Below are 12,618 nucleotides of genomic sequence, written 5' to 3'. Positions count from 1 at the left end.
GAGGGCAGCGCCAGGGTGCCCCGGCCGATGGCACGACCGGGACGCGTTAAATCAGGCTTTTTCTGGCGGGAAAATTAAATTCAGAACAATCGCCGTGATACCGCCGGCGGCGATACCGGAGGAGAGCAGATTCTTCAGCCAGTCCGGCGCGAACTGCAGGATCAACGGCTGCTGCGACACGCCGAGGCCCACCGCCAGCGACAGGGCGATAATCAGGATCGCCCGGCGATTCAGCGGCTCGCGGGAGACGATGCGCACGCCGGACGCGGCGATGGTGCCGAACATCACCAGCGTGGCGCCGCCGAGCACTGGCTCAGGGATATGCTGTACGAAGCCGCTCACCGCCGGGAACAGCCCGAGGACGATCAGCATCAGCGCCACCACAAAGCCGACGTAGCGGCTGGCGACGCCGGTCAGCTGGATCACGCCGTTGTTCTGGCCGAAGCAGGAGTTCGGGAAGGTGTTGAAGACCGCGGACACAAAGGAGTTGAGGCCGTTAGCCAGCACGCCGCCTTTCAGGCGCTTCATATACAGCGGACCCGAGACCGGCTGTTCGGAGACGTCGGAGGTGGCGGTGATATCGCCGATGGTTTCCAGGGAGGTGATCATAAACACCAGCATCAGCGGCAGCAGCAGGCTCCAGTCAATGCCGAGGCCATAGTAGAGTGGCGTCGGGACGGTGATGAGGCTGCTGTTGGTCGGGGCGGTGTTGGCCGGCAGCATATCCAGGAACCACGCCGCCAGATAGCCCGCCGCCATGGCAATTACCAGCGAAGCGATGCGCAAATAGGGATTACGCTGGCGGTTGAGAATGATGATCAGCGCCAGCACGATGCCCGCCAGCAGCAGGTTCTTCGGCGCGCCGAAGGTATGGTCGGCCATCGCCGCGTAGCCGCCGCCGATGGAGGTCAACCCAACCTGAATCAGCGACAGGCCGATGATCATCACCACCACGCCGGAGACCAGCGGGGTAATGATGCGGCGCGCGAGGTGCAGGACGCGGGAGAGGACCATTTCCGTGCAGCTGGCCAGCATCAGGGTGCCGAACAGGGCGGCCATCATCGTCGGGACGTCGGCGCCGCCGGTTTTCAGCGCGGTGCCGCCCATGATCAGCGGGGCGACAAAGTTGAAGCTGGTGCCCTGGATGGAGAGCAGTCCGGAACCGACCGGGCCCCAGGCTTTGATCTGAATAATGGAGGCCACGCCGGAGGCGAACAGCGACATGCTGATGATATGTTGGGTATCTTGCGCCGGGAGACCGAGAGCCTGGCAGATTAATAGCGCCGGGGTGATCACCGCGACAAACATCGCCAGCAGGTGCTGGAAGGCGGCGAACAGGGTTTGCGGTAGGGGCGGGCGATCTTCGAGGCGGTAAATTAATTCGCTGGCTGGTTTATGCGCAACCGGTTGCGCATTTTCTGACTCTGCGGTGTTAACGGACATCACAAGCAATCCCAAGGTGGCAAAGCGGGAATTTTATCGGACTGTAGACCAAAAGCAAACGTTTGCCAGCGTTTGCCCATAAAAATTTATGCTGTGAATATGCGCAACGAGATTATTAACATTTTGTATGCTAAATCGCATCATTCAGGATACAAAATATCTTTTTCTGTCATTTTTTCCGCCGTTCTGCGTAAAATCCCCCTCTGCCTCCTCATGAAGAGAAGCTAAAGACACCAGGAATATCGTCGCGTGTGAATGGATCATGCGCCCATAAGGAGCTTTTTATGTTTCATCTCGATACCTTATCGACGCTCGTTGCCGCAACGCTTGTGCTATTACTCGGCAGAAAACTCGTCCAAACCGTACCCCTCCTCAAGAAATACACCATTCCTGAACCTGTTGCCGGCGGTCTGCTGGTGGCGCTGGCGCTGCTGGTGCTGAAAAAAAGTATGGATATCGATATTGATTTCGATATGAGCCTCAAAGATCCGCTGATGCTGGCGTTCTTCGCCACCATCGGTCTGAACGCCAACCTGGCCAGCCTGCGGGCGGGCGGCAAGGTACTGGGTACCTTTCTGATTGTGGTGGTTGGTCTGTTGCTGCTGCAGAACGCCCTCGGTATCGGCATGGCGAAGCTGTTGGGCCTGGATCCGCTGATGGGTCTGCTGGCCGGTTCTATTACCCTTTCCGGCGGCCACGGCACCGGGGCGGCATGGAGCAAGCTGTTCGTTGAGCGCTATGGTTTTGCCAACGCCACCGAGGTGGCGATGGCCTGCGCGACTTTCGGCCTGGTGCTCGGCGGCCTGATCGGCGGCCCGGTGGCGCGTTACCTGGTGAAACACTCTTCCTCGCCGGACGGGACGCCGGACGATCAGGTGGCGCCGACCGCCTTCGAAAAGCCGGACGTGGGGCGGGTGATCACCTCGCTGGTGCTGATCGAGAGTATCGCCCTGATCGCTATCTGTCTGACGGTGGGCAAGGTGGTTGCGCAACTGTTGGCGGGCAGTGTCTTTGAATTGCCGACTTTTGTCTGCGTGCTGTTTATCGGCGTGATCCTCAGCAACAGCCTGGCGCTGGCGGGGCTGTATCGGGTGTTCGATCGCGCGGTGTCGGTGCTGGGCAACGTCAGCCTGTCGCTGTTCCTCGCCATGGCGCTGATGAGCCTCAAGCTCTGGGAACTGGCTTCTCTGGCGCTGCCGATGATTATTATCCTGGCGGTGCAGGCGGTAGCGATGGCGCTGTATGCAGTGTTCGTCACCTATCGGATGATGGGTAAAAACTACGATGCCGCGGTGCTGGCAGCCGGGCATTGCGGGTTTGGTCTGGGGGCAACGCCGACGGCGATCGCCAATATGCAGGCAATTACCGACCGTTTCGGCCCGTCACATATGGCCTTCCTGGTGGTGCCGATGGTGGGGGCGTTCTTTATCGATATCGTCAACGCGCTGGTGATTAAGCTGTACCTGTTGCTGCCGATGTTTGGTTGATAAAAAACCCGGAGGCGGTGCTGCGCACCTGTCCGGGCTACAAGATCGTGCTGTTTGGGGTTTTGTAGCCCGGCTAAGGCGTTTACGCCGCAAGCCGGGAATACCTCCACAATCTTACGCTTCGTCGTGCTCTTCCCACGCTAACGCGCGTTTCACCGCTTTCTTCCAGCCGCTGTAACGATAGTTACGCTCGGTGGTTTCAATCCCCGGGCGGAATTCACGCTCAATCACCGCTTTTTCCTGCAGCTCATCGAGGTTCTGCCAGAAGCCGACCGCCAGACCGGCCAGATAGGCGGCGCCCAGGGCTGTAACTTCGCGCACTTCCGGACGCTCCACGCGGGTGCCGAGGATATCGGACTGGAACTGCATGAGGAAGTTGTTGGCCACCGCGCCGCCATCCACGCGCAGCGCATGCAGACGGATACCGGAGTCAGCCTGCATCGCTTCCAGCACGTCGCGGGTCTGATAGGCGATGGACTCCAGCGTCGCACGGATAATGTGGTTCGAGTTCACGCCACGGGTGAGGCCGAAAATCGCGCCGCGGGCATAGGGGTCCCAGTACGGCGCGCCAAGACCGGTGAACGCAGGCACGACGTACACGCCGTTGGTGTCCTTCACTTTGGTGGCGAAGTACTCGGAATCGAACGCATCGCTGATGAGCTTCATCTCGTCGCGCAGCCACTGAATGGAGGCGCCAGCCATAAACACCGCCCCTTCCAGTGCGTAGTTCACCTCGCCGCGCGGACCGCAGGCGATGGTGGTCAGCAGACCGTGAGTGGAGGTCACCGCTTTTTCGCCGGTGTTCATCAGCATAAAGCAGCCGGTGCCGTAGGTGTTTTTCGCCATCCCTTCCTTGACGCACAGCTGGCCGAACAGGGCCGCCTGCTGGTCACCGGCGATCCCGGCGATAGGAATGCGGGTCCCGCCTTTACCACCGATGTTGGTCTGGCCGTACACTTCGGACGACTTGCGTACTTCCGGCAGCATGGCGCGCGGAATATCCAGCGCGTCGAGCATCTTGTCGTCCCAGTCCAGGTCGTGGATGTTGAACAGCATGGTACGCGAGGCGTTGGTGTAGTCGGTGACATGCACGCGACCCTGGGTCATCTTCCAGATAAGCCAGGTGTCCACGGTGCCGAACAGCAGCTCACCGCGCTTCGCACGCTCACGGGAACCTTCGACATGGTCGAGGATCCATTTCACCTTGGTGCCGGAGAAGTAGGGGTCCACCACCAGGCCAGTGGCCTTGCGGATATACTCCTCCATCCCGTCACGCTTGAGCTGCTCGCAGATCTCGGCGGTGCGGCGGCACTGCCAGACGATGGCGTTATAGATCGGTTTGCCGGTCTCGCGCTCCCACACCACCACGGTCTCACGCTGGTTGGTGATACCGATGGCCGCGATCTGATCGGAGTTGATATCCGCTTTGGCCAGCGCTTCGACCAGCGTCGAGCTTTGGGACGCCCAGATTTCCATCGGGTCGTGTTCAACCCAGCCTGGCTTAGGATAAATTTGTTCGAATTCTCGCTGGGAGACGCTGACGATATTGGCATCATGATCCATCACAACGGCCCGGGAGCTGGTAGTGCCCTGGTCAAGCGCAACGATATATTTTTTGTCGGTCATAGTCGGTGTCCCGTAGTCAGATTACAGCGAAGCTTTATGTTGAGTGGAGGAAGAGGAGGGGCTCTCTTGCTCTTCGTCCACGCAGGTGTCGCAAGGCAGGTGGCGGCCAATCAGCTTACGATAGCTGAACGCGCCCAGCGCCGCGCCGACCACCGGTGCGCACAGCGGCACCAGGAAATAAGGAATATCTTTACCGCCGGTGAAGGCGACGTCGCCCCAGCCGGCCAGCCAGGCGAAGGCTTTCGGGCCGATATCACGCGCCGGGTTCATGGCGAAGCCGGTCAGCGGTCCCATGGAGGCGCCAATCACCGCGATCAGCAGGCCGATCAGCAGCGGCGCCAGCGGGCCGCGCGGCACACCGTTGCCATCGTCGGTCAGCGCCAGGATGACGCCCATCAGGATAGCGGTAATCACCATCTCTACCGCGAAGGCCTGCACAAAATTGATATGCGGGTTCGGGTAAGTGGAGAAGATGCCAGCCAGATCAAGGCTTTCCACGCTGCCGCGTACCATATGGTGGGTGGTTTCATAATCGAGGAAAAGATTGTAATAAAGCCCGTAAACTAATGCCGCAGCGCAAAAGGCGCCAGCGAATTGCGAAATAATAAAAGGAACCACTTTGCGGCCATCGAAGCAGGCGAACAGCCAGAGCGCGATAGTCACCGCAGGGTTAAGGTGCGCACCGGATACCCCTGCGGTCAGGTAGATCGCCATGGCGACGCCCAGACCCCAGATGATGCTGATTTCCCACTGTCCGAAGCTGGCTCCCGCGACCTTGAGCGCAGCCACGCACCCAACGCCGAAAAAGATCAACAACCCGGTACCGAGGAACTCTGCGATGCACTGGCCTTTTAAGGTTGATGTTTGGCTCATAATCGAATCCTGAAGCGTGGTGATGATTATTGTATGTAGGGTGGTCACAGACGACCATATTGCCATGTAGGCATAGTGTTAATTTATCGTTAACGAGCAAAAACGAGAAATATCGAACTTCAAATGTGTGTACCACGTCAAGAAAATGAGCGTTTTCGCGCCATTCGCGCGCATTAAGCGCGCTGCCGGAGCGTTTCACCTCGCATTTTGTTAACCATAATATTAACAATGGCTCATGAAGTACGAGCGAACTGCGCTGAAAGTACCAGGTAAAGACTGAAAAGTGTTGCAAACCGCAATCTGCGCGGCTTGTCGCTGGACAGGGGCGGCGGGGATTCATACAATCGACGATAACACCGCTATGTGCGCTAATTTTCGTTAAGGCGGGACCGCGTATACGAAACACCAGTTTCTATCAACGCCTTGCAAGTTCAGGAGAGGTATGACGATGTCATTAGAAGTGTTTGAGAAATTAGAATCTAAGGTTCAGCAGGCGATTGATACCATCACTCTGTTGCAGATGGAAATCGAAGAGCTGAAAGAAAAGAACAACACCCTGGTGCAGGAAGTTCAGAGCGCGCAGCATGGTCGTGAAGAGCTGGAGCGCGAAAACAGCCAGCTGAAAGAGCAGCAGCAGGGCTGGCAGGAGCGTCTGCAGGCGCTGCTGGGCCGCATGGAAGAAGTCTAATCGCTTCACGCCCTCTCCCGCCAGGGAGGGGGTGATCCTTATCCCTTCCTTTATACTCACAAGTTATAGCCAATCTTTTTTTATTCTTTAATCATTGAATCGCTTTCTGGCACGCTTAGCCCATCACAACACGACATAAAGAGAGCGGTGCGATGAATAAGTGGGGCGTAGGGTTAACTCTGTTGCTGGCATCCGCCAGCGTTCTGGCAAAAGATTTTCAGCTATTAAACGTATCTTATGATCCAACGCGCGAGCTGTACGAACAGTACAACAAAGCGTTCAGCGCGCACTGGAAGCAGGAGACCGGCGACAACGTGGTGATCCGCCAGTCGCACGGCGGCTCCGGCAAGCAGGCGACCTCGGTGATTAACGGTATTGAAGCGGATGTGGTTACGCTGGCGCTGGCCTACGACGTCGACGCGATCGCCGAGCGCGGCCGTATCGATAAAAACTGGCTGAAGCGCCTGCCGGATAACTCCGCGCCTTATACTTCCACCATCGTGTTCCTTGTCCGTAAGGGCAACCCGAAACAGATCCATGACTGGAACGACCTGATCAAACCGGGCGTGTCGGTCATCACCCCGAACCCGAAAAGCTCCGGCGGCGCTCGCTGGAACTACCTGGCGGCATGGGGCTATGCCCTGCATCAGAACCATGGCGACCAGGCGAAAGCCCAGGATTTCGTCAAGGCGCTGTATAAAAATGTGGAAGTGCTGGACTCTGGCGCGCGCGGTTCGACCAATACCTTCGTAGAACGCGGGATCGGCGATGTGCTGATCGCCTGGGAAAACGAAGCGCTGCTGGCGACCAACGAACTGGGCAAAGACAAGTTTGAAATCGTGACCCCGAGTGAGTCGATTCTGGCTGAGCCGACCGTTTCGGTGGTCGATAAAGTCGTGGATAAGAAAGGCACCCGCCAGGTGGCGGAAGCGTACCTGAAGTATCTCTACTCGCCGGAAGGCCAGGAGATTGCGGCGAAGAACTTCTACCGTCCGCGCGATCCGAACGTGGCCAAGAAATATGCTAATGAATTCCCGAAACTGAAACTGTTCACTATCGATCAGGAGTTCGGCGGCTGGACGAAAGCGCAGAAAGAGCACTTCTCCAACGGCGGCACCTTCGACCAGATTAGCCAGCGTTAATTCTCTTGTCCCTGCTTGCGCTACGCTTAGCAGGGCTACAGTTTTGCGCTGTGCGTAACCCGGGTAAGGCGTCAGCCGCTACCCGGGAATCCCTGCTTGCGCTACGCTTAGCAGGGCTACAGTTTTGCGCCGTACGTAGCCCGGGTAAGGCGCCAGCCGCGACCCGGAAAACGCTCCGCCCGTCATCTGTTTTCATTTAGTCATCAAATTACGTTACTCTTCCGCTTCAGGCTTAACAGGGAATGAAAATGAGAAGAGTAAGATACTTTTTGCTGGCGCTGCTAGTGGCGATCCTCGCGGCGCTGGCGGGCGGCTACTACTGGCTGCACTCTGGCAACCCGGACGCGTTGCGCAAGATTGTTCTGCAGCAGTGCGTTCCCCATCAGCAACAGCAGCAAAACCCGTCGCCGTGTGCCGAAGTGAACCTCAAGGGCGGCTATGTGCTGTTTAAAGATCGTAACGGCCCGCTGCAGTATTTGCTGATGCCGACCTACCGCATTAACGGCACCGAAAGCCCGCTGCTGTTGGATCCACTGACGCCGAACTTCTTCTGGCAGGCCTGGCAGGGGCGTGAGATCATGAGCCAGCGCCACGGCGCGCCGGTTCCCGATAACGCGGTATCGCTGGCGATCAACTCGCGCAGCGGACGCACGCAAAACCATTTCCATATTCATATCTCCTGCCTGCGCCCCGATGTGCGCGCGCAGTTAGACAAGGATGCGGCGGCGATCAGCAGCCGCTGGCTGCCGTTGCCGGGTGGGCTTCAGGGCCATGAATATCTGGCGCGCCGGGTGACGGAGGCGGAGCTCGCCCAGCGCAGCCCGTTCCTGATGCTGGCGGAAGAGGTGCCGGAGGCGCGTCAGCATATGGGACGCTATGCGCTGGCGATGGCGCAGCAGAGCGACGGCTCGCTGGTGCTGCTGGCGACGGAGCGTAACCTGCTGTCCCTGAACCGGGCTTCAGCGGAAGAAATTCAGGATCATCGCTGCGCCATCCTTAACGCAAACCACTAGTTCTGGCGTTTACCTGTCTTACCTGTCGTCGTATTCTTGCTGAAAAAAACGACAGGAGACAGGCATGTCGCTCTGGCTTACCCACCCGCTGTTCCTCCCTTCACTGATTGTCGGCGTTACCATTGTGCTCTGGGCGTCGTCGCTGCTGCCGGAATTTATCACCGCGCTGCTGTTTTTCGCTGCGGCGATGATGGCGAAAATCGCCCCGCCGGAGGTGATCTTTGGCGGCTTTGCCTCCTCGGCCTTCTGGCTGGTGTTCAGCGGCTTTGTGCTCGGCATCGCGATCCGTAAAACCGGGCTGGCGGACCGGGCGGCGCAGGCGCTGTCGGCGCGGCTAACCGACTCCTGGCCGCGGATGGTCGCCAGCGTGGTACTCCTGAGCTATGCCCTGGCGTTCGTGATGCCTTCCAACATGGGGCGCATCGCGCTGCTGATGCCGATCGTGGCGGCGATGGCCCGCCGGGCGGGCATTGCCGACGGCAGCCGCGGCTGGTTCGGCCTGGCGCTGGCAGTGGGGTTCGGCACCTTTCAGCTTTCGGCGACGATTTTGCCCGCCAACGTGCCGAATCTGGTGATGAGCGGCGCGGCGGAGGGCTCGTACGGTATCCATCTGAATTATGTTCCCTATTTACTGCTGCATACGCCGGTGCTTGGCTGGCTGAAAGGGGCGGCGCTGGTGGCGCTGATCTGCTGGCTGTTTCCCGGTAAGCCGCATCCGCCGCGCGACCTGGCGCCGCTGCCGGCGATGAGCCGCGACGAGAAGCGTCTGGCGTGGCTGCTGGCGGTGGTCCTCATGCTGTGGGTGACCGAGAGCTGGCATGGCATCGGCCCGGCGTGGACCGGCCTGGCGGCGGCGGTGGTCACGCTGCTGCCGCGGGTGGGCTTTATCAGCGGCGAAGAGTTTGCCAGCGGGGTGAATATGCGCACCTGCATTTATGTTGCCGGGATTCTGGGACTGGCGATCGCCGTCACCCAAACCGGAATTGGCGGTGCGGTGGGCAATGCGCTGCTGCAGGTGATGCCCCTGGATAAGGACAATCCTTTCACCAGCTTCCTGGCGCTGACCGGAATTACCAGCGCGCTGAACTTTATTATGACCGCCAACGGCGTGCCGGCGCTGTATACCACCTTTGCCCAGAGCTTTGCCGACGCCACCGGCTTCCCGCTGCTGAGCGTGATTATGATTCAGGTGCTGGGCTATTCCACGCCGCTGCTGCCGTATCAGGCGTCGCCAATCGTGGTCGCGATGGGGTTAGGCAAAGTCCCGGCGAGGGCGGGGATGTTGCTTTGTCTGGCGCTGGCGGCGGTGAGCTATTTGATTTTACTGCCGCTGGACTACGCGTGGTATCAGCTGTTGGGGAAACTGTAACGGCAAAAGAAAGCCCGGCTTGCGCTGTGCTAAGCCAGGCTCCCACGTTTTGTCAGTCAACCCGGTCGCGTGTCGCCACCGGGAAAAGCGAATTACGCTTTTTTCGCTGCTTCTGCTGCTTTAACGATCACCGCGAAAGCGTCAGCTTTCAGGGAGGCGCCGCCAACCAGCGCACCGTCGATGTCCGGCTGGGTGAACAGCTCTGCGGCGTTGCCAGCGTTAACGGAACCGCCGTACTGGATGATCACTTGCTCAGCGATTTTCGCGTCAGCTTTAGCAATGTGGTCACGGATGAATTTGTGCACCGCCTGAGCCTGAGCCGGGGTCGCGGATTTGCCGGTACCGATAGCCCATACCGGTTCGTAAGCGATAACCACGCCTTCGAAAGCGGCAGCGCCCTGCGTTTTCAGTACCGCGTCGATCTGACGTGCGCAAACTTCTTCCGTTTTGCCCGCTTCGTTTTCGGCTTCGGTTTCACCGATGCACAGTACCGGAGTCAGACCCTGCTCTTTCAGCACGGCGAATTTCTTCGCGATCAGCTCGTCGGATTCTTTGTGGTAGGTACGACGCTCGGAGTGGCCGATGATGATGTACTGCGCGCCGATATCTTTCAGCATTTCGGCGGAGGTTTCACCGGTGAAAGCGCCGGACAGGTTTACGTCAACGTTCTGCGCGCCCAGGTGGATGTGGCTGCCTTCTGCCGCACGCTTAGCCAGGTCCAGATACATTTCCGGCGGGGCGATGGCAACTGCGCAGCCGCTTACGCCAGCCAGCTCGGTACGCAGGTTCGCAACCAGTTCGTTTACCATGTGGCGGCTGCCGTTCAGTTTCCAGTTACCCATCACTAAAGGATGTCGCATTTTAATTCTCCACGCTACTTAAGCGAATTAAGGAATATAGCCGCCCCAGAGGGCAGCATGGTCTGTGAAACAGTATAGAGACTCGTCACTGGAAAGGCTTTGCTTTTTGTCATTTATTGTTACCTTCCAGCGTTTCAGATAGCGCCAGCTTAATCGGTTCAACAGCGAAGGTCAGACCCTTTTCACCATGATCTGCCACCACATAGCGCACAGCGCCCTCGGTGTCGGAGAAGTAGCGTTTGCCTTTGCCGGCAGTCAGCAGTTTCTGCAGTTTTTGCTGGCTCTGCGCCGGGCTAAGGGTGGGCACGAAGGCGCGGATCATGGCGCTCATATACTCCAGCGCTTTGGCCTTCGCCGCCTTTTGCTCCGGCCCCTGGATCGGCAGCCAGGTGATCTGCATGGATTTGATCTTCAGCGTGCCGCGCTCCAGCGCGGTGGAGGCGTAGAGATTTTCGTTAATCTTGCTGGCGGCGCGGGTCAGGTTAGCCCTATCGCGGCTGGTTGATATGGAACGGAATTCATTCAGAGGCAGCTTCGGGTTATCGGCGTTAAATTTTTCCCGGAACTGGCTGATCGACAGGTCAAAACTCGGCGCGCCGGCGAGCAGGTAGGGGGCAGCGGTCGTCGATTCGCTTTCTGCGGACAACGCATGCGGGCCGACGGCAAGGCCCATCAGCCCACTGAAACACAAGATTGTCCACTTCTTCATGCCCGTCGTTCCTTTTTTTGCCTGCTGACGATTAAATCGGGAAGCGCGGCGCTTGTCAAAAAGTCACGACGCCAGGGTAAACTACGCAGACGATGATGATAAGGAAAAACGCATGACCCTACAGCAGTGGTTATTCTCAATTAAAGGGCGCATTGGCCGCCGCGATTTCTGGATCTGGATTGCCATTTGGCTGGTGACCATGAGCGCGCTGTTCACCCTGGCAGGCAGCAATCTGCTTAATCTGCAGACGGCGGCGTTTATTATTGTCTGCCTGCTGTGGCCGACGGCGGCGGTGGTGGTGAAGCGGCTGCACGATCGCGGCAAATCCGGACTGTGGGCGCTGCTGATGATTCTGGCGTGGATGCTGCTGGCGGGGAACTGGGCGATGCTGCCGCAGGTCTGGCAGTGGGGCGTTGGGCGCTTTGTGCCGACGCTGATTATCGTCATGATGCTGATCGACCTGGGGGCGTTTGTCGGCACCCAGGGCGAGAATAAGTTCGGCAAGGAGACCCAGGACGTGCGCTGGAAAGCGGACGCCTGATTACCAGTAGTGCTCCGCCGTCATGTGGCCCGGCCGGCGACGCAGATGTTTGGTCATCTGCCGGGTCTCTTTTAACAGCTGTTGGGTATCGCGCACCATCTGCGGGTTGCCGCACAGCATCACATGGCTGGTGTCGCGGGTCATCGGCAGGCCGACCGCCTCCTCCAGCGCCCCGGTTTCAATCAGGAACGGCACCCGGCCGGTCAGCGAGCCTGCCACGGTTTCGCGGCTGACCACCGTCTGGATGCGTAATTTGCCGGCGTAGCGCTGCTCGAGTTCGCGCATCAGCGGCAGATAGCTCAGGTCCGCGGCGTAGCGCACGGCGTGGACCAGCACCAGATGATTAAATCGCTCAAGATCTTTGCCTTCCTGGAGAATCGACAGATAAGGCCCGAGGGCGGTGCCGGTCGCCAGCATCCACAGAGTATCGCAATCCGGTACTTCCTCGAGGACGAAGAAGCCAGCCGCTTCGCTCACCACCTGGACCTCATCGCCCGGTTTCAGCGCCGCCAGACGCGGGCTCAGCTTGCCTTCCGGGACGGTGACCAGATAGAACTCGAGATCGGGATTGCCGGGGGCGTTGACGTAGGAGTAGGCGCGCTGCACGCGTTCGCCGTCGATTTCCAGCCCGAGCTTGGTAAATTGCCCGGCGGTAAACGGATGGACAGGCGCCCGCACGTATAAACTGAACAAGGCGTCCGTCCAGTACTCCACTTTTGTCACTTTGCCGCTAACCCAGTCCGCCATCGTCTTCTCCTGTTGCCAAGCGATGCCTTATCTTCGGCCCTGACGGGCAAGATTTCCACCCCGCAGGCGCAAGAAAGCTCTATTGATCAAATATAAACGAAGAACAGGACAACCGCCCGC

General features: G+C 58.8%; 12 protein-coding genes. 6 read left to right on the top strand and 6 right to left on the bottom strand.

The genetic code is table 11. The features are described 5' to 3' along the window. Positions 1–51: 51 nt before the first annotated feature. The gene (locus GQR96_RS24160; protein WP_004150226.1) at positions 52–1,443 is read right to left on the bottom strand and encodes a nucleobase:cation symporter-2 family protein; all 1,392 of its coding nucleotides are present in this window, start codon (positions 1,441–1,443) and stop codon (positions 52–54) included. Positions 1,444–1,727: 284 nt separating this feature from the next. On the opposite strand from GQR96_RS24160, the gene gltS reads away from it, so the two are divergent. Then, positions 1,728–2,930 (top strand): sodium/glutamate symporter, encoded by a 1,203-nt coding sequence (gene gltS, locus GQR96_RS24155; protein ID WP_004205093.1) that lies wholly within the window; start codon positions 1,728–1,730, stop codon positions 2,928–2,930. A 114-nt stretch (positions 2,931–3,044) separates the two neighbouring features. On the opposite strand, the gene glpK is transcribed toward gltS, so the two are convergent. Both glpK and GQR96_RS24145 read right to left on the bottom strand, forming a co-directional pair. Next, the gene (glpK, locus tag GQR96_RS24150; RefSeq protein WP_004873089.1) at positions 3,045–4,556 is read right to left on the bottom strand and encodes a glycerol kinase GlpK; all 1,512 of its coding nucleotides are present in this window, start codon (positions 4,554–4,556) and stop codon (positions 3,045–3,047) included. 21 nt (positions 4,557–4,577) lie between these two features. Further along, positions 4,578–5,429 carry an MIP/aquaporin family protein gene (locus GQR96_RS24145; RefSeq protein ID WP_004205091.1) on the bottom strand — a complete coding sequence of 284 codons (852 nt, stop codon included), beginning with the start codon at positions 5,427–5,429 and terminating at the stop codon, positions 4,578–4,580. Positions 5,430–5,871: 442 nt separating this feature from the next. Between GQR96_RS24145 and zapB the strand changes: the two genes are divergently transcribed. From zapB to GQR96_RS24125, 4 genes are all read left to right on the top strand, one after another. Then, positions 5,872–6,117 carry a septal ring assembly protein ZapB gene (zapB, locus tag GQR96_RS24140; RefSeq protein ID WP_004150222.1) on the top strand — a complete coding sequence of 82 codons (246 nt, stop codon included), beginning with the start codon at positions 5,872–5,874 and terminating at the stop codon, positions 6,115–6,117. A 152-nt stretch (positions 6,118–6,269) separates the two neighbouring features. Continuing rightward, positions 6,270–7,259 carry a sulfate ABC transporter substrate-binding protein gene (locus GQR96_RS24135; RefSeq protein WP_004205090.1) on the top strand — a complete coding sequence of 330 codons (990 nt, stop codon included), beginning with the start codon at positions 6,270–6,272 and terminating at the stop codon, positions 7,257–7,259. A 242-nt stretch (positions 7,260–7,501) separates the two neighbouring features. Next, positions 7,502–8,272, top strand: a complete 771-nt coding sequence (locus tag GQR96_RS24130) for a CDP-diacylglycerol diphosphatase (protein WP_072500780.1) — start codon at positions 7,502–7,504, stop codon at positions 8,270–8,272. Positions 8,273–8,336: 64 nt separating this feature from the next. Beyond that, entirely contained in the window at positions 8,337–9,641 is a 1,305-nt protein-coding gene (locus GQR96_RS24125; protein ID WP_065903747.1) for an SLC13 family permease, read from the top strand. A gap of 92 nt (positions 9,642–9,733) precedes the next feature. On the opposite strand, the gene tpiA is transcribed toward GQR96_RS24125, so the two are convergent. Together tpiA and GQR96_RS24115 are read right to left on the bottom strand one after the other, a co-directional pair. After that, the gene (tpiA, locus tag GQR96_RS24120; RefSeq protein WP_002922909.1) at positions 9,734–10,501 is read right to left on the bottom strand and encodes a triose-phosphate isomerase; all 768 of its coding nucleotides are present in this window, start codon (positions 10,499–10,501) and stop codon (positions 9,734–9,736) included. Between the two features lie 109 nt (positions 10,502–10,610). Beyond that, on the bottom strand, positions 10,611–11,210 hold the full coding sequence (locus GQR96_RS24115) for a YiiQ family protein (protein ID WP_017900062.1): 600 nt from the start codon (positions 11,208–11,210) through the stop codon (positions 10,611–10,613). A gap of 112 nt (positions 11,211–11,322) precedes the next feature. Between GQR96_RS24115 and GQR96_RS24110 the strand changes: the two genes are divergently transcribed. Further along, positions 11,323–11,751 (top strand): DUF805 domain-containing protein, encoded by a 429-nt coding sequence (locus GQR96_RS24110; protein ID WP_004173894.1) that lies wholly within the window; start codon positions 11,323–11,325, stop codon positions 11,749–11,751. On the opposite strand, the gene fpr is transcribed toward GQR96_RS24110, so the two are convergent. After that, positions 11,752–12,498 carry a ferredoxin--NADP(+) reductase gene (fpr, locus tag GQR96_RS24105; RefSeq protein WP_004205086.1) on the bottom strand — a complete coding sequence of 249 codons (747 nt, stop codon included), beginning with the start codon at positions 12,496–12,498 and terminating at the stop codon, positions 11,752–11,754. Positions 12,499–12,618 lie beyond the last annotated feature (120 nt).

The sequence above is a fragment of the Klebsiella sp. PCX genome, from assembly GCF_021869705.1.
Classification (GTDB): domain Bacteria; phylum Pseudomonadota; class Gammaproteobacteria; order Enterobacterales; family Enterobacteriaceae; genus Klebsiella; species Klebsiella quasipneumoniae.
The sequence above is the reverse complement of the archived record's forward strand: the minus strand, read 5'-3'. Positions and strand labels throughout refer to the sequence as shown.